Raw genomic sequence first — 18,678 nt, forward strand, 5'->3', positions numbered from 1 at the left:
AAGAAAGGATGGGTAGGATGTTTCATTCCATTGAAGAGGCGATTGTCGATTTAAGGAAGGGGAAGCCAATTATTGTTGTTGATGATGAAACCAGAGAAAATGAAGGAGATCTTGTTGCATTAGCCGAAAAGGCAACCCCTGATGTGATTAATTTTATGATTACCCACGGAAAGGGGTTAGTTTGTACCTCGATCAAAGCAGATTTAGCAAAGAGATTAGGCCTTTCGATGATGACGGATCAAAGCACAGACCCGTTCGGAACTGCTTTTACGGTGAGCATTGATCACAAAGATACAACAACCGGTATAAGTGCTGTGGAGCGTTCGAAGACCATTCAATCATTACTCAGGCAGGATGTACGTGCTGAAGAATTTAAACAGCCTGGGCATGTTTTTCCGCTAATGGCCAAAGACGGCGGTGTTTTGACGCGTCCTGGTCATACCGAGGCTTCTCTTGACTTGGCTAACCTAAGTGGTGCTTTTCCTTCCGGGGTCATTTGCGAGATTATTAAAGAAGATGGCACAATGGCCCGCGTTCCGGACTTGCTGAAGATGTCCAAACAATTTTCGCTGAAAATAATTACGATCAAAGCATTAATTGATTATCGTAAAAAACACGAAAGACATGTTAAACGTGAGGTTGAAACGGTATTGCCGACTGAATTTGGCACGTTTAGTGTAATTGGCTATTCCAACGACCTTGATGACAAAGAACATATTGCCCTGGTTAAAGGTGATATTCAGTCAGATATACCAACATTAACCCGGATCCATTCCGAATGTTTAACGGGTGATGTATTTGGGTCTTACCGCTGTGATTGTGGATCACAATTACATGAAGCACTTGCTAAAATTAATGAAGCCGGACGTGGCGTTTTAATATATATGCGGCAAGAAGGACGTGGCATCGGGTTGATGAATAAACTGCGAGCATACAAGCTGCAGGATTCTGGAGCAGATACGGTGGAGGCGAATGAACAACTCGGGTTTGCTCCGGATTTACGGGAATATGATCTCAGTGCTCAGATTTTATTGGATTTAGGTGTAAAAAAAGTCGACCTGCTGACGAATAATCCGGCAAAAATAACCAGTTTGGAGCCACATGGAATCACCGTCGAACGACGCATTCCACTCCAAACACCGCCTCGCAAAGAAAATGAGAAATATATGCATACGAAATTTGCTAAATTAAGTCACTTGCTAGAATTGCATCATTAATGGAAGGGGATGAATAAATTGGGAAAAATATATAAGGGAAGTTTAGTAGGAACCGAACTAAAAATAGCAATTGTTGTTGCACGTTTCAATGAATTTATTACGAGTAAACTACTAACCGGAGCAGTGGATACGCTAAAAAGACATGGGGTAAAGGAAGAAAACATTGATGTGGCATGGGTGCCGGGAGCTTTTGAAATCCCGCTGGCGGCACAAAAGCTGGCAACAAACCATGATTACGATGCTGTCATAACATTGGGTGCCGTCATCAGAGGGGCGACCGCCCATTTCGATTACGTATGTAATGAAGCTGCTAAAGGGGTTCAGGCAGCTTCATTACAATCTGGCAAACCTGTTATATTTGGTATTTTGACGACAGATACGATTGAACAAGCAATCGAGCGCGCTGGTACGAAAGCCGGAAACAAGGGAGCAGAGGCAGCTGTGGCAGCGATCGAAATGACAAATCTCACAAAAGGTATAGCGGAATGAGGGGAATCAGGGTAAAGCTGTGTGAACAGCTGTTACCCTGATTTTTATGATAGAATGGGAGAAGAGACGATACGTTAAGTTAGGATGAAAATCAATGCTTACAGTGGAAAATTTATATAAATCATTTGGCGAAAAAATATTGTTTAACCATGTTTCATGTGTGATTGCACCGCATGATCGTATTGGCTTAATCGGGGTAAATGGTACAGGAAAGTCCAGTTTCTTAAAAGTAATTGCCGGGCTTGAGTCCGCCGAAGAGGGAACGGTAAACTATAAAAAGGGTTATAAAATCGAGTATCTGGCCCAAGAGCCTGAATTAGATCCACATTTGACGGTAATCGAGCAAATTTATTATGGGGATTCAGTTGTTATGAAGGCAATCCGTGAATATGAGCAGGCCCTGAGCCAGTTAGCCCAAAATCCGGAAAGTGAACAAGCGCAAGAAAACGTGCTAACGCTGCAGCAGCAAATGGATCTCCATGAAGCATGGGAAGCAAACACGCTTGCGAAAACCATTTTGACGAAGCTCGGGATTACGGAATTTGATAAAAATGTTACCACGCTTTCCGGCGGTCAGAAAAAACGGGTTGCGATCGCCAAGGCATTAATCCAGCCAGCCGATTTGCTCATTTTAGACGAGCCGACAAACCATCTTGATAATGAAACGGTGGAATGGCTGGAAAAATATTTAGCATCGTATAATGGCGCATTACTCATCGTTACCCATGATCGCTATTTTCTGAATCGGGTTACGAATCGTATATTTGAATTGGATAAAGGAAACCTGTATACATATACGGGTAATTATACGTTATTTTTAGAGAAGAAAGCGGAACGCGAAGCATTAGAACATAGCCTTGAACAAAAACATAAAAACACACTTAAACGTGAGCTTGCCTGGTTGAAACGCGGGGCCAAGGCACGTTCCACCAAGCAAAAGGCGCGCATTGACCGTGTACAGGAAATGAAGGAAAAGGAATTCGACACAGTGAAGGGTGATCTGTCTTTCCAGGCAGGATCCACAAGGCTGGGAAAAAAGGTTATCGAATTAGAAAACATTGACAAGTCATACGATGGCAAAAAGCTGCTTCATGATTTTAATTATTTGGTTGTTCCTGGTGACCGTCTTGGCATCATTGGCCCGAATGGTTCCGGGAAGTCAACATTGCTTAATATGATGGCGGGGCGCATTTCCCCTGATAACGGGACAATGGCCATTGGGGAAACGGTTAAAATTGGTTATTATACGCAGGGTGACGAAGAGCTTGATGGAAACTCGCGGATTATCGACTATATAAAGGAAGTCGCGGAAATAATTCATACGAAGGACGGAGATGTGATAACTGCTGAACAAATGCTGGAACGATTTTTGTTTTCCCGAAGTGAACAATGGACATATATTCGCAGGCTTTCAGGCGGTGAAAAAAGACGGCTGTATTTGCTGAAAGTGCTGATGACTGAACCAAATGTTTTGTTATTAGACGAACCGACAAATGATTTAGATACCCAGACACTAAGTGTCCTGGAAGAATATTTGGAGCAATTCCCGGGTGTCGTCATTACCGTTTCCCATGACCGCTACTTCTTAGATCGGGTAATTGATCACTTGCTTGTATTTTCCGGTAATGGTAATGTTACGCGTTTTTACGGCAATTACAGCGAGTATTTGGAGAATGAAAGTGAGAAAAATGAGGATGCTTTAACGGCACCGGTTAAAGAAATAGGTGAAAAGCCCGCTCTGAAAAAGAAGAAGTTATCCTATATGGAGCAAAAGGAATGGGATAGCATAGAAGATGAAATTACTGAATTGGAAATGCATATTGAGAAGCTGCAGGAAGGTGTCGCAGAAGCTGGTAGTGACGTAGAAAAAGTGCAGGCACTTTATCAGGAACTCGGGGAGATGGAAGAATTACTCGAGGAAAAGATGGAACGCTGGACTGAGCTTTCCTTGTTAGTTGAGAAACTGAAAAGTTAATAGTTGATAGAAAAAGCCTAAGAGCACATCCTTAGGCTTTTCTATAGCTATTGTGTAATGGAATTAATCGACTGAAGTGCACTCCCCTAAAATTCATGAAAATCAGGCATGTACTATCCTGCACCCTACTCCGTCAATCCTTCAATCTCAATTGTATCAACGATTCCTGTGCCATTATCGCGGATGTTAGCCTTCAGCTTCACCTTATCTCCTTGTTGCAGAAATAATGACAATGGAGCTTTTCCGGCATTAATTGTATAAACGGTTTTATCCCCTTTTAACAGAAACTGAATGACCTGGCCTGCTTTTTGGGTCGTAACGATGGCGCGATCAACCTCGCCGGTTATTTCCTCCAATGCGCTTTCTCCAGTTGCTTCCACGTTACTTGGGTCCTGTGCTAATGCAAGGCGGTAGGATTCCAACGTTTCTCTTGCTGTATCACCGAATACAACAAAATCAGAGTCAGCGGCCTTGATGTACGCATATTTTTTAAATAAACCATTCGGATCCAGAACATTCACAACCCATGTAGGGTTTCCGTCAATGTTGTATAAAATCGGCATGGATCCTTCCCATTTTTTCTCCGGAAATTCCTTATTAACAATTTCCTTAGCACCTTTACTATCCATAATGCCGCTATTCTTTTTACTGTTGTAATAGGTTAATTCACCTGTACGTGCATTAATTAACGTATAACCAAGTGCAGAATCAATGTTTTCTTTTGGTGATGCCATATCGGTAAAGTAATACATATCCCCATTTTCGTCGAATACCGGCGTTACACTGCTTTCTGTTCCGGAGTCATTTGGAATTTTTACATCCTTTTTACCAAATAAGGAGTTTAGCCATCCATGAACATATTTACCAAAATAATTGTTTTCGTCTGTTGCCATTTCTGAACTTAATGGACTGTCAATGAAGTCCGGTGCTTTGTTCATATCGTATGCAACTGTTTTACTCGTAACCGGATCAACCACAGCTACTTTCATGTCTTTCATATCCGGTTTATTTGTCACGCCGATAGGTTTATATAATGTTTGCACATACCAGGGCTTTCCATCATCATCAACCTCAATTTGCGGCTCACCACTTTGAATATAATTGGGAAATTCAGCATAAATCGTGCGTTCGATATTATGATTAAAATAGCTTGAATTGGTATATTTCATTTTGCTGTCATAAAACTTCGGCTGGGCATTAATATCAGTTGCCGATATCATAAAATACCCCGCTGTTTCTTTTCCACGGAAATATTTCCATAATCCTGTGAATTCAACGGGTGCAACGAAAACAATGTCTTCACCCACTCTTTGCACCTGTAATTTACCTAAGTCGTAAAATTGTGTATTAGGTACAACACTCATCGATTTTTGTACTTTGTTTCGCGCGAATTCAGGAGATACAGTAATGGGCGTATCGTCTTTGTTTAATGGTTTCGCTTCTGCAACTTCCTGTTTGTCGATAGATTGATACGTATCATCCACTGTAAAAATTCCAAGCACAAAAACGGTTGGTATAGCGATGACTCCTAAAAGAATCACCAGGCCCAATGCTGCTTCATAGGAACCTATTTTTTTCTTCTTCGTTTTTACCGATGTAACTCCATATAATAGAAAAATCCCGACAAGTGCAATGCCGGTATTGGCAATTACCATATTTGGTACTGTTATCGGTAATAATATAATGTAATTAGAAACACTTCCTATAATGAAAAGAAAGATAAAAATAAGTAATGCGGCCTTGAACGTACCTTTGCGATGACTGTTTTTCGCAATCAAAATACCTGCTAATACAATGTACATGATGAAAGCTAGGATAGTTGTTGTTAAAATTCCTGTCATAGTCTCAGCTCCTATAGTGTTCTTACGCCAGATTCATACGAAAACGAAGCTTGATTGGTTTCACTTTTCCCCGATTTCTTATAAACTTGTACTATTAACAAAAGTGGAGGTGCCCGTTTAGCGGCAGGAGCTGGACGTGGCACATTTAAGCATATTCGGTATTTATAATTTCCGAGTTTTAAGTACGTGTTCAAAAAGGAGGATAAAAAGGACCAAGAAGTTCGAGGCGGTGTAGTTTCGAGCAGCGCAGTGTATGCAAATAGATACATGAGCAGCGCAGAAACAAGCCAACGAGCTTCCACAGGATGTGGTGACTTCGACGTTCGACACAGGACGTGTCGGAACTGAGTCGAAGATCCCCTATCCCGAAGTGTCATTTTTACCGGACTTTTTGAACATCCTCTTTAAATTAATTGAAGCCAAAATAATAAAGGGGGTTGTCGTTTTGAAGAAGATTTTTAGCGATATGATTCAATTTCGTGGTACACATTATGCGTTTGGATACAAACAGGGTGTACTGTTAAAGGATTCATTAACTGTAAAAAATCGGGAAAAACAGTGGAAGATTAGAAGACCACGTTTTACGATTGATATAGAGGAGACAAAGCAGGCCATACAAGCATTTGCCCCTGGTATTTGGGATGAACTGCGTGGTTTGCAGGATGCACTGGAATGGACAATGGAGGACGTACTGAAGGAATTTGGCGGCTACCGGCTGGAGTATGTGAAGAGTGGATGTTCTATTTTTACTGGTTCTAATTATATGATCCGTAATTATGATTACCATCCGAAAACATATGAAGGGCGCTACACTGTTTTTCAACCTTCTGATCAAGGGTATGCAGTCATTGGGCCGTCACAGCGCATAACAGGACGAATGGACGGTATGAATGAAAAAGGTCTTGTAATGGGTTATAATTTTATGCATCGAAAAAAGCCTGGAGACGGATTTATTTGTAATATGATTGGCAGAATCATTCTGGAGAACTGTGCGACGGTTGATGAAGGAATTGCGATGCTGAAAAAGATTCCACATCGTCATTCGTTTAGTTATACGTTGCTTGATCAGAAGGGAGAAACGTTTATCGTTGAGGCAACACCAAGAAAGGTAGAGGTACGTCAATCAAACGTTTGTACAAACCATTTTGAATTGCTAAAAGATGAAAATCGTCACCACCTTACCGATTCGTATAAACGAATGGAGGTAATGGAGATGCAACAACACACTATTATAGATGGATACCAGGCGTTTCGTATGCTGAATGGTACGGACAACGGTGTTTTTTCCAAGCAATATAAAAACTGGTCCGGGACAATTCATACATCCGGGTATTTTCCGAAGCAAAAAAAGGCATGGTTTGCGTTAGGCGGCGATCGGGAGCCGGTTATATTCGATTTTGCCAAATGGCTTGAAGGGGAAGCGTTTACGATCAAGCGGGTTTTAGGAGAGGTTGATACCGATTTGCCGTTTGTGCATATGGATGAGAATGTTCGCTAACGGTGTTGATAGCGTGAATGTGGGAGATGGATGATTTGAAGCATTATTTAACACAAAAATGGATCGTGATAAGCATTGCTATTTTTTGCTCAATTTTGTGGGGCAGTGCTTTTCCGGTTTTAAAGATAAGTTATGAAGAATTACAAATGGCTGCGGATGATACGATAGCAAAAATCGTGTTTGCTGGAATGCGTTTTTTACTTGCTGGGCTTATGTTGTTAGTCGGAATGCTGATTGCCAAACCAAAGGCCCTGCTCGTTACAAAAAGGCAGGCGATGTTTCTCGTTATTTTCGGGGTTGTGCAAACGGCTTTGCAATATTTTTTCTTTTATAATGGATTAGCAAATACATCCGGTATGAAAGGAGCGCTCCTATCAGCAAGCGGCACATTTTTTACCGTATTGCTGGCACATTTTTTCTATTCCAATGATCGCTTGAACTGGCCAAAAGCAATCGGCCTTGTTGCTGGTTTCTGCGGAATTATTGTTGCCAATTGGGGACAGGAATTTCAGCTTAGTTTCACATTAACTGGGGAAGGGTTTATGATTTTAGCAGCACTTACCGGAGCCATCGGTGCGATTATGGCGAAGGAACTGGCACTGGGAATTCATCCGTTCGCACTAACAGGCTGGCAGCTTACGATTGGTTCTGTCCTTATGCTGTTGATTGGTGTTCCGCAATTGAAACCTGGCGCTATTAGCTTTACACCACTTGGATGGGGGCTGCTCGGGTATGCGGCGCTTCTATCGGCGGTAGCGTTTGCGTTATGGTACTCTATCCTAAAATATAACAAAGCCGGGGAGGTCAGTATTTATAAATTTGTGACCCCAGTATCGGGAACGATTCTTTCGGCAATTTTTATCCCTGGGGAACAGTTAACGATTTTTATTATCGGAGCTTTGGCACTAGTTGCAGTTGGGATTATTTCTGTTAATTATAAACCTGGAAGGAAACGGCAAGCTGAAGTAAAAATGTAATTCGTTTAAGTTCTCTATTAATGCACCCATCTTCATAATCGGACACAATACTTTACAATTGGGCCGAAATATAATAAAGGTCGTTTCATATAGAAGGGTGGCACCAAATTTGCTAGCCAAAGTTTCGGCAGTTTTTGATAAAAACCCATCAAAAACTGCTTTTTCATACTTCAAAACGTTGAATTATAAACATTTGTGTTTTTGAAAATACAAATAAAAAATGGAAATCCCGTCAAAGGTTCAAGTCGAAACTTGGGCTAGGTATTGAATTTACATCTGAATCATCGACTGAAATCTTGAAAAGTATTTGATCGACATTAGCAATTAATATTGTGTCGACAACACTTCAACGTATTAGCATTCTATTTAAATAAGTCTGGATACATTTCTTTAGCTAAAATTTCCATTCCATCAATTGAGTTATAGCCATATCCAAACATATAATTGTAATCAACTGCATATATTTGCTTGTTTTTTATTGCTTTCATACTTGATAGTTTTGGATTGGCATAAAGGCCTTCTTTTACCTTATCAGCTTTTGCCGGATCATTATCCACCCACATTGGAATGATTAATACATCTGGATCAGCTTCAATAAGCATTTCGATACTAATCTCCCCGTTCTCATCTTTGAACACATTATCTAATTTAATCATACTGAATACGTCATTAAAGAATGTTTCATCTTTACTACTAGCCGAATAAATAGTAATGTCATTTGGGTCGGTTGTATGTAAATAAGCAAATGTTTTTTCCTCTTTAATACTATCTAATTTAGAAGTAATAGATTCTTCTCTATCCTTTAACTCTTTTATAAAACTATCAGCTTTATCTTGTACATTAAAAATTTTACCTAAGTTTTCAATGTCTTTATAGATTGAATCATATGTTGCTCCACTAATAGAAGATTCAAGTACATACGTATTAATTCCCATATCGTTAAGAGTATCAACTGTTCCTACTCCCCAATCAGCATTTTCAAATAAACCACCTCGTCCATAGACTAAATCAGGGTCTGTTCCTAATGTAACCTCTTTTCCAACATATGCATCACTTAATATATTTAATTTTGAGTATTCTTCTTCTACAGCTTTATCCGGTGCTCCAAAGCTTGCACCTACCCCAACAATTTTGACACCTAATCCTAAATGTAATAACAATTCTGCTGCTGGTCTAGTATTTGCCATGATTCGTTCCGGTGCTTTATCAAATACTTGATCTTTCTTTTCCCAAGTGGTTCCGCCTTCCGCTTTCGTATAATTTTCAATCGTAAGTGGGTAATGCTTTTTGGTTTGCGTTTCCTCTTCTGAACCACTTTGCGTTCCACAAGCTGTTAATATGACTATTAAAGTAACCCCAAGTAATAATTTCTTTATCATTTTCGTATCCTCCTAGTTTATATTTGATATGCAAAACCTAATCCATTTGTAATAGGATTAATATACGTTTGGCACTTTATTCGATATAAAGCTTCGATGGTTTCAGGTGTTAATACCTCTTCTGGTGTACCATGTGCATATACTTCGCCATGTTTTATGGCATAAAGATAATCACAGTAATGTGCTGCCATTTCTAGATCATGAAGGGCTGCCAGCACACCAATATTTAATTCCTTAACACATGTTAATATTTCAATTTGATATCGAATATCTAAGTGATTTGTGGGCTCATCCAAAATCATAAATTTTGGTTGCTGAGCAATTGTTCTTGCTAAAATAACTCTTTGTTTTTCACCACCGGACAGTGATAAAAAACTACGATCCTTGTAATCAAGTAAATTTGTTCGTGTTAAAGCTTCCTCCACAATCGTAAAATCTCCCTGTTTATCTGACTCGAGCAATTTTTTATGTGGAGTTCTACCTAACATAACCATTTGGTGTACGGTCAAATCAAAATTCATTTCATTAAATTGACCCACTACACCTAGTCGTTGTGAAATCTTTTTTTGGGAAGTATTTAATACATCTAGATCATCTAAAAACACTGTGCCTTTATGAGGAATTAGACTTTTATAGATACTCTTTAATAGCGTTGACTTTCCACATCCATTTGGTCCAATAACTCCCACAAATTGTTGTTTTCTAACTTGAATTGAAATATTTTTTACAATTTCTTTTTTACCAATTCTTACTTCCATTTCCTTTGCAACCAATTCCATTTTCTACCCTCCAAAATTATAGCCTTTTTTAACTAATATATAGATGAATAATGGCGCGCCAATCACGGATGTAATGATTCCAATTGGCAATTCAACATTATGTATTAACGTTCTAGACAAGATATCGCACCAAATTAAAAATAGACCCCCTAACAGAAGCGTTCCTGGTATTAATCGTTTATGATCAGCACCAAAAATACCTCTGCATATATGAGGGATGATAAGCCCGACAAAACCAACCATTCCTGCATATGCAACCATTGTTCCAGTGATAAGAGCGGTGATAACCATGTAAAGTTTCCGATAGGCACTTAAGTTAATTCCAAGTGTAATGGCGGATTCATCCCCTAACAGCATTGTATTCAACACCCGATGTTGAAATAGAAACAAAAGACACCCACCTAAAACTACTACCGCCATGATAGGGGTTTTTACCCAGCTTGATGAAGCCAAACTTCCCATGGACCAAAAGGTAACTGTTTTAATTCCTTCAGCATCATTAGCAAAATATATAATAAGGCTAGAAAAGGAACTACATAACGCACCAATCACAACCCCTGATAAAACGAGTTTCACCGATGTGGCTTTACCACCTATGCTGGATAATATAAGGACTGCAATGGTAGTAATCATCGCTCCGATAAAGGCTCCAAATGCTACACCAAACTGAGATAAAAGCGCGCCACTTCCAAATCCAACAAGAATAGCAAAAGTTGCTCCTAGAGAAGCTCCAGATGAAATACCAAGAATATACGGATCAGCCAGCGGATTTTGCACCACTGCTTGCAGGACAACTCCACACAACGAAAGCCCCATGCCAATAAGGAGAGCGAAAATAACTCGGGGCATCCTAACTTGTAAAATAATATTTAAGTATGCTTCACTATTGCTATTACTTAAGGATCCAATTTTTCCATTTGTCAGTGCATGCAATAACATCTCCATCGATTGCTTGAATGGAATATTAACTTGCCCGATTGAAACAGAAAAAATAGCAGAAAATACAATTGCGCATATCAAAATAAAAATAGTTGGATAATAGATGTATCTCAGGCTTATTCTGTTTCCATTCTTATTACGCAAAAACCCACCTCCAATAAAATACTATAGCTATAAATAACGATGATAATGATTATCAATATCAATTATATTACAATATAAATGAATAAATAACAACGAAAATTTAAAAAAAATAGCCAAGTTTATTTAAAATCCGTTTGCATTAATGGGCAGGCAACTGCTCAGGTATGCGGCAGTTCTGTCGACGGTCGCGTTTGCGCTGTAATACTCTATTCTAAAATATAATAAGGCCGGAGAGATTAGCATTTATAAGTTTGTGACACCAGTAACGGGAACAATTCTTTCGGCAATTTTTATCCAAGGGGAACAGTTAACGATTTTTATTATCGGAGCTTTGGCACTGGTTGCAGTTGGGATTATTTCTGTTAATTATAAACCTGGGAAGAAACGGCAACTAAGTTGAGGTAAAAACATAATTCGTTCAGTTCTCTATTATTGCACCCTTCTTCATAATCAGACACAATACTTTACAATTGGACCGAAAATAGTATAATAAAGGTCGTTTCATATAGAAGGGTGGCACCAAATTTGCTCGGTATTGAATTTACATCTGAATCGATTATTGCATTATTAAAGATCATTGCGATTGATATCGTTCTCTCAGGAGATAACGCGATCGTTATTGCATTGGCCACCAGAAGATTACCAAAAAAACGCCAAAACAAAGCAATTATTTTGGGGACTGGCGGTGCGGTAATTTTACGGATCATCTTTGCTATTGTTATTGTATATTTATTGCAAATACCATTGGTTCATTTAATTGGCGGGCTTCTTTTGCTTTATATAGCCCACAACGTACTGATTGATGACAAAGAGGAAGCGAATGTTCAATCATCAAGCAGTTTGGGGAAGGCCGTTATGACGATTATTATGGCGGATGCCGTCATGAGCCTTGACAATGTTGTAGCGGTCGCCGGTGCGGCAAAAGGGCATATCGGTATGATTGCACTTGGTGTTGCGGTTAGTATACCAATCATGATTTTCGGCTCCAAAGTGATTGTTCGAATCATGGAAAAATATACATGGATTGCCTATATCGGTGCTGGGATATTAGCATGGACCGCTGGAGAAATGATAACGGAGGACGATTTCGTTACAAATACGCTTCAATTGGAACATGGGCCATTCCAGTATGCGATTATTGTAATTCTGACGATCGGCGTATTGTTGTCAGGATACGTACAGAATAAAAACACGAAAGCATAAAGGTTCCTGTAATGGGAGCCTTTTGTTCTAACACTAGTTATCCTTATGGAAAAATGGTACAATTGCTTTTACTTTAAAGGAAATTACATATACTATGTTTAGGATGTACAATAAGAAGGAAAAGAATTTAAGCCATTATTATTTTTGAAAAATGATTCATGAGGAGGTAACGAAATGAAGCTTTTCCAAGTAAGAAAGGGACAATTTGTTTTCTATAAGAATGAACTGCATAAGGTTTATTCGGTTAAGCCGATGTTTAAGAAGTCCGTCCATTTATACCGATTGAAGGATATGCAGCAAATACTTACGAAAGCGAGCGAAATTAATTTGTACCGGCCGAAACATTTGGATTCGTTTATTTTCTACGGCAAACGGTACACCATTGACAAGGACAAATTGCCGGAAAAAGGCGATTATATTTTAATTATTAAACCGGCTCCCGATTTCCTTGACCATTATTCCCTTAATGAAATTGAAAAGGTAGATACCGTAGAAGATGGGAATGTTGTAACAACAAAGGACAACGGGGTAAAACATAGTGAATATGTTGTAATGGTCCCAGGCAAGGCAGAGGGTAGCCAGGATATCGCGTATTTTGATAAAAGTCTCGTTCCGGAAACGCAGTTGCATGCGGATGAATCTCCGAAATACCTACAGGCGTCCGAAACACAACTGAAACCGGTTGTTGGTGATATTTATTATGATGCCAAAAATGAAATGAAAGCAATGATTGTTGCAATGACAGAAGATGAAGTCATTTTTGGCCACGGGGTGCGAATTCATGTTAGTGAACTGCTGGATGAAGAAAATTATACGTTGATCTATCGGATAGAAGAGGATTTATAAACACGAATATAAAAAACCCCCTTGGATTTGGGATAACAGGTTCTTTTAAGGGTGCAAATACACTAAATAGCAAGTGAAATCGGATAGATTTTCACATGTTATTTGTGTATCAGGTTTTATTGTGTCTCCAAATAGCATTTGGAAAACGTATAGGTATAAGCGGGACAGGAATGTATATTCCTATTCCGCTATTTACTGCATAAAAATAGATATTAATTACTGTCAGACACGTGATAGAACAAACTTGAAAAAATCGACTTCTATTATAAATCGGAGCGAATGTGGTCACTGATATCCATGATGAAGGCCTATTTCCTTGTAATTAGAGCGAATATGGTCACTGATATCCATGATGAAGGCCTATTTCCTTGTAATTCGAGCGAGTAAGGTCACTGATATCCATGATGAAGGCCTATTTCCTTGTAATTCGAGCGAGTAAGGTCACTGATATCCATGATGAAAGACTTTTTCCGTAATCCGATCAGATTTGTTCTTCATTGCCTGCTTATCTTACTAAAAACATAGAAAAAAATAGCAGGAGGATTTATTTGTAAATTACCCTGCTATTTTTATTTGATAATTTTAACGAACTTAGCCAAGAAGTCTTCATCCTCAAGGATTGTGAAGGGATTTAGCACAAGGAGTAGGGTGGAGATGAATTGGCTTTCGGGCAAATACGTCTTTAGATGTGCTAATTGACTGAACTTATGTTAGTATTTATCTATGAAGTGTTCTTTGATAACTGGATATATGAGGTTGCATGGAGAAATAAAAAATGCGAAAACCAAGCGAAATCCTTCCATGCGTAAAATATCCAAGGTACGAAAGAAACTCCGAATCGTCGGACATCTAGGGCAGGAACTTCCCGAAGTAACGCTCATGGAGATGAAAGGTTGCTTTCGTCATGGAAGTGAGAAGCTCCCACTTCAAGCGTAGCTAAGTGGTGAGTAGTTCACTGCCAAACTCTGTGTGATTTTATTGTATACACCTTAATTAAGAACCCCTTGGATTTGGGAGCTTAATTTTTGTTCAAGGCATCTACTGCTTTATAGCCAATAATATTAATCGGGTCTTTTGGTGATGAATATGGTGGGGCATACCCGAGTTCCAGTTCAGTTAAATCTGCAACGGTCAGCCCGCCTTTAATGGCTGTCGCCAGTACTGCAAGTCGTTTATCTGTACCCTTTCCCCCAATCACCTGTCCTCCTAGCAATGTTCCGGTTTCCCTGGCAAATAGAATTTTTATGGAAAGCTTCTCGGCACCAGGGAAATAACCAGCATTTGATAACGCTTCATGTGTTACCGTTTGAAACTGGAATGACGTCTGCTTTAATGATTCACTCGTGTGCCCGGTACTTGTTACGGTTAAATCAAATACTTTAACGATTGATGTTCCGAGTGCCCCCTGATACCGAATTGGCGTGTGATGAAGGTGATTGGCGATGATATATGCTTGCCGGTGGGCGGGAGATGCCAAGGCAACATTACTTGGTGCTCCTGTCAGAAAGTCCGGTGTTTCTGCGGCGTCACCTAGTGCATAGATGGCTGGATCGGACGTTTGCATAAATTCATTGACATGAATTGCTCCGGTTTCACCGAGAGAAAGATCAGCCTGCTTGGCGAGTTCCGTGTTGGGCTTAATACCAACTGCTAGTATGGTCATATCTGTCTCAAGACTTTTTCCATTGTTTAAATGTAATGTCCTTCCATGATTTGCAAAGGAATCAAGGGAAGTATTTAAAAATAACTGCACACCTTTCTCATCCAGGTGATCATGAATATGTGCTGCCATATCGCTGTCAACTAACGTCATCACATGCTCGGAATGGTCAATAATGCAACAATCTATGTTCCGGTCACGTATATTTTCAGCCATTTCCAGCCCAACAAACCCGCCGCCAACAATGGCACATGTTTGCGGATTATTTTCGTTAATAAAGGCGTTGATGCGGTCCATATCAGGTATGGTTCTAAGTGTAAATGTATTTTGCTCTGTCAGTCCTTTTATGGGAGGGACGGATGCGTGAGCCCCCGGTGAAAGGATGAGAACATCATATGGTTCCTCGTATTTACCTGAGTCATTTTGATATGTAACGGACTTTTTCGTACGGTCAATTTGTGTTACCTCGGAATGGATCCTTACGTCAACGTTATATTTTTTTGCAAATTTCTCCACATCTGGCAAGATATCATCCCGGACTGGAACTGTTCCGCCTATGAAATATGGCATCCCGCAATTGGAAAAGGCAATGTTTGCTCCTCTTTCAAATAAAGTAATTTCCGCTTGATTATCAAGCCTGCGAATTTGTGAAGCGACTGTTGAACCACCGCCAACCCCGCCAACAATTACAATTTTTTTAGCCAAAGTATGCTCACTCCTTTGCTTGTCATTATTATTATAGTACCCGTGTACTGCCAAAAGTAAGCAGAAAAAAACAGATGTCTAAAATGACACCTGTTACAGCATTCCAAGTGAACTGACAAAAACAATAATAATCGTAACCGGCACAAGCCAGCGCATAATCGGAAACCATAGTCGAAATAGGCCAGGGGATAGATTTCTCCCATAATAAAACTCCTGTTTAACTAAAGCTTTATCCATAACAAAGGTAATAAATATTGCAATTAGCAAACACCCGAGCGGAAGGATGATATTACTTACCAGAAAATCAGATGCATCAAACGCCGTCAATCCAAAAATTTTAACATCTACTAATACATTGGATGACAGTGCTGCTGGAATTCCTGCAAGAAAAACGATAAATCCCGCTATCCAGGCCACTTTGGTACGTGAACGTTGCTTGTTAGCGGTAAAAGCAGAAGTAATAATCTCCAGCATGCTAAAAGAAGATGTCAACACGGCAAATAAGAATAGTAAAAGAAATAAACATAAGAATAGTTCACCGAGTGGCATTTGGGCGAATGCTTCCGGTAAGACAATAAATAATAAACCAGGACCTTCCGTTGGTTCAAGACCGAACGAAAAGACAATCGGAAAAATGGCTAACCCGGCGAGCAATGATACAAAAATATTCATAATCGAAACAGAGCCCGCTGACATTGGCAGGCTAACGTCTTTTTTTAGGTAGGAACTATATGTGACCATAACGGAAATCCCAACCGCCAATGAAAAAAAGGATTGCCCAAGTGCATATAACACATTCTCCCCGGTTAATTTTGAGAAATCCGGCTGCAGAAAAAACTCGAGTCCTTCCATGGCACCTTCAAAGGTGACTGCACGAATAACCAGGATGATAAAAAAGATAAACAATAATGGCATTAACACTTTACTAGCTTTTTCAATCCCATTTTTGATGCCAAATGAAATGACAATAATATTAATGATCATAAATAAGGCGTGACCCAGAATAGTAATGCCGGGATTGCCTGTTATGGTGGTGAATAATCCCTGGTAATCGGCCGTTCCCGTAATGATCAGTCCCGGGATGGACATGGCACTATAGATGAGTACCCATCCGCCGACAACACTGTAAAAAGACATTAAAATAAATGCTCCAAATACTCCCAGTTTGCCAATAATCGACCATCCGTTATTTGATGCGAGAACCTTATAGGCACTAACTGCTTCCTTTTGTGCACCTCTGCCAATAATGAATTCCGCAATTAATAAGGGGAGGCCAATGATAATTGTGAACCCGATAAACAAGAGAAAAAACGCTCCACCGCCGTTCATCCCGGTCATATAAGGAAACTTCCAAATTGCACCAAGGCCAATCGCGGCACCGGCTGATGATAAAATAAAGCCGAGTTTTGATGACCATTGATCTGTTTTTTTCTGCATGATATTCCTCCCTTTGAAAATGCTTATCTTTAAAAAATATCATTACTTCTGGGTAAGCGCAAGTAATGGTATTTCGTCGTAGGTAAAGAAAGTTTAAAAAAATTTAGGCTCTATTCTGCTTACGTCAGAGTTGGCCATGTCCAGCTCCAGCGCTAAAGCCAAGCAAACTTCACACTCCTTCACTACGATAAGTCAACATCGGTTCGGGGCGGAAGGAAGGCCGACTAAAAACGGCCTTTGCGGCCAACGTCGGCATACCCCTTTTGCAGGGGCATGTTTCCTTTATCTCATTGCGGAGTGCTCCAGTTTGTACGTTGCTAAACGGGCGCTTGCGCTTTTCTTAAAAGATAAGAAAGTATATAAATTTAGGCTCTATTCTGCTCTCGACAGGGTAAGCCACGTCCGGCTCCAGCGCCCAGCGACTAGTGGACTTCCCTCACCTCCGTACGATAAGTCAACATCGGTTCGGGGAAGGAGGAAGGCCGACTAAGAACGGACTTTGCGTCCAACTCACGTCTACCCCTTTTGCAGGGGCATGTTTCCTTTATCTCCTACGGCTCAGTCCAGTCCATACGTCGCTAAACGGGCGCTTGCGCCTTTGTTCACAAGATCCCGGGATTCGTTGAAAAGCCGGCTTTACGGACGGGTGGAAGGTTTTTGTCGAACGGAAAGGTATCCGCCTGAAAAAGAAGAAAACGCATGCGAACGGAAAGATATGGCAACAACAGTATAAAGGATAGCATTACAATTCTGTCCGAATCGCCCACAATTCCGGAAAGAAATAATGATCCAGCACCTTTTTCAAATACCCGACACCTGATGATCCGCCAGTTCCTTTTTTATGTCCAATGATTCGTTCCACCGTTTTCATGTGACGGAACCGCCATTGCTGAAAAGCGTCTTCCACATCCACAAGCTTCTCAGCTAACTGGTATAAATCCCAATGTGCCTCCACATCTTTATAGACATCGAGCCAAGCACTTTCGACGGAACTATCCCTTTGATACGTTTTGGAAAAATCGCGATGTAGTATTGCATTATTAATTGCAAATCCATGCCGGGCTAAGGCTTGAATGGCCACGTCATACAAGCCGGGAGCGTTATATGCTTCCTGTAAAATGGTATGAACTTCTGGATCTTTTTGATAGATTTTCAAGATATAGGGTGTTTTATATCCTAATACAAATTCAACCAATCGGTATTGATACGATTGAAATCCGGATGCATTCCCTAACGTATCGCGAAATTCCATATACTCTGCCGGGGTCAAGGTTGATAGTACGTCCCATGCCTGAATAATTTGTGTTTGGATTTTAGAAACGCGAGCAAGCATTTTGAACGACGCTTGCAGGTCATCTCGTTCAATTGCTTTGATAGCAGCTTTCGTTTCATGGATAATCAGCTTCAGCCAAAGCTCTGACACATGATGAATAATGATAAACAGCATTTCATCATGATGATCGGATAATCGTTTTTGACTGGACAACAGTGTATCAAGCTGAAGATAATCGCCGTAGGTCATTTTCTCTTTGAAGTCAGTATGGATACCTTCCTCCGATTGGAAGGTGACATTTGCATCAGTCATGTGA

General features: G+C 40.1%; 15 protein-coding genes. 8 read left to right on the forward strand and 7 right to left on the reverse strand.

The window, feature by feature from the left end:
• Positions 1 to 17 precede the first annotated feature (17 nt).
• From CZ382_RS22850 to CZ382_RS22860, 3 genes are all read left to right on the forward strand, one after another.
• On the forward strand, positions 18 to 1,217 hold the full coding sequence (locus CZ382_RS22850) for a bifunctional 3,4-dihydroxy-2-butanone-4-phosphate synthase/GTP cyclohydrolase II (protein WP_088053350.1): 1,200 nt from the start codon (positions 18 to 20) through the stop codon (positions 1,215 to 1,217).
• Positions 1,218 to 1,226: 9 nt separating this feature from the next.
• Positions 1,227 to 1,706 carry a 6,7-dimethyl-8-ribityllumazine synthase gene (gene ribH / locus CZ382_RS22855; protein WP_088053351.1) on the forward strand — a complete coding sequence of 160 codons (480 nt, stop codon included), beginning with the start codon at positions 1,227 to 1,229 and terminating at the stop codon, positions 1,704 to 1,706.
• A gap of 94 nt (positions 1,707 to 1,800) precedes the next feature.
• Complete coding sequence (locus CZ382_RS22860) at positions 1,801 to 3,681, forward strand: ABC-F family ATP-binding cassette domain-containing protein (protein ID WP_088053352.1); 1,881 nt, start codon at positions 1,801 to 1,803, stop codon at positions 3,679 to 3,681.
• 125 nt (positions 3,682 to 3,806) lie between these two features.
• Here the strand turns inward: CZ382_RS22860 and CZ382_RS22865 are convergent, their stop codons facing one another.
• Positions 3,807 to 5,522 (reverse strand): DNA-binding protein, encoded by a 1,716-nt coding sequence (locus CZ382_RS22865; protein WP_088053353.1) that lies wholly within the window; start codon positions 5,520 to 5,522, stop codon positions 3,807 to 3,809.
• 445 nt (positions 5,523 to 5,967) lie between these two features.
• Between CZ382_RS22865 and CZ382_RS22870 the strand changes: the two genes are divergently transcribed.
• Entirely contained in the window at positions 5,968 to 7,020 is a 1,053-nt protein-coding gene (locus CZ382_RS22870; RefSeq protein ID WP_088053354.1) for a C45 family autoproteolytic acyltransferase/hydolase, read from the forward strand.
• 35 nt (positions 7,021 to 7,055) lie between these two features.
• Positions 7,056 to 7,997: a DMT family transporter gene (locus CZ382_RS22875; RefSeq protein ID WP_371871331.1), complete on the forward strand. Its 942-nt coding sequence runs from the start codon at positions 7,056 to 7,058 to the stop codon at positions 7,995 to 7,997.
• A 362-nt stretch (positions 7,998 to 8,359) separates the two neighbouring features.
• Here CZ382_RS22875 and CZ382_RS22880 read toward each other — a convergent pair whose 3' ends face one another.
• From CZ382_RS22880 to CZ382_RS22890, 3 genes are read right to left on the reverse strand one after another with little or no spacing between them, the layout of a single operon-like run.
• Positions 8,360 to 9,376: an ABC transporter substrate-binding protein gene (locus CZ382_RS22880; protein WP_088053355.1), complete on the reverse strand. Its 1,017-nt coding sequence runs from the start codon at positions 9,374 to 9,376 to the stop codon at positions 8,360 to 8,362.
• Between the two features lie 17 nt (positions 9,377 to 9,393).
• Complete coding sequence (locus CZ382_RS22885) at positions 9,394 to 10,155, reverse strand: ABC transporter ATP-binding protein (protein ID WP_088053356.1); 762 nt, start codon at positions 10,153 to 10,155, stop codon at positions 9,394 to 9,396.
• Between the two features lie 3 nt (positions 10,156 to 10,158).
• Complete coding sequence (locus tag CZ382_RS22890) at positions 10,159 to 11,238, reverse strand: FecCD family ABC transporter permease (protein ID WP_088053357.1); 1,080 nt, start codon at positions 11,236 to 11,238, stop codon at positions 10,159 to 10,161.
• 253 nt (positions 11,239 to 11,491) lie between these two features.
• On the opposite strand from CZ382_RS22890, the gene CZ382_RS24045 reads away from it, so the two are divergent.
• From CZ382_RS24045 to CZ382_RS22900, 3 genes are all read left to right on the forward strand, one after another.
• Positions 11,492 to 11,638 (forward strand): hypothetical protein, encoded by a 147-nt coding sequence (locus CZ382_RS24045; protein WP_188725447.1) that lies wholly within the window; start codon positions 11,492 to 11,494, stop codon positions 11,636 to 11,638.
• 134 nt (positions 11,639 to 11,772) lie between these two features.
• A complete protein-coding gene (locus tag CZ382_RS22895) occupies positions 11,773 to 12,441 on the forward strand; it encodes a TerC family protein (RefSeq protein ID WP_088053599.1) in 669 nt (222 codons plus the stop codon).
• Positions 12,442 to 12,615: 174 nt separating this feature from the next.
• A complete protein-coding gene (locus CZ382_RS22900; RefSeq protein WP_088053358.1) occupies positions 12,616 to 13,287 on the forward strand; it encodes a hypothetical protein in 672 nt (223 codons plus the stop codon).
• A 1,018-nt stretch (positions 13,288 to 14,305) separates the two neighbouring features.
• Here the strand turns inward: CZ382_RS22900 and CZ382_RS22910 are convergent.
• The 3 genes from CZ382_RS22910 to kynA form a co-directional block, all read right to left on the reverse strand.
• A complete protein-coding gene (locus tag CZ382_RS22910; RefSeq protein WP_088053360.1) occupies positions 14,306 to 15,652 on the reverse strand; it encodes a CoA-disulfide reductase in 1,347 nt (448 codons plus the stop codon).
• 93 nt (positions 15,653 to 15,745) lie between these two features.
• Entirely contained in the window at positions 15,746 to 17,089 is a 1,344-nt protein-coding gene (locus tag CZ382_RS22915) for a sodium-dependent transporter (RefSeq protein ID WP_088053361.1), read from the reverse strand.
• A 742-nt stretch (positions 17,090 to 17,831) separates the two neighbouring features.
• Positions 17,832 to 18,674, reverse strand: a complete 843-nt coding sequence (gene kynA / locus CZ382_RS22920) for a tryptophan 2,3-dioxygenase (RefSeq protein ID WP_088053362.1) — start codon at positions 18,672 to 18,674, stop codon at positions 17,832 to 17,834.
• Positions 18,675 to 18,678 lie beyond the last annotated feature (4 nt).

It is taken from the genome of Virgibacillus dakarensis (assembly GCF_900155625.1).
Taxonomy (GTDB): domain Bacteria; phylum Bacillota; class Bacilli; order Bacillales; family Amphibacillaceae; genus Lentibacillus_C; species Lentibacillus_C populi.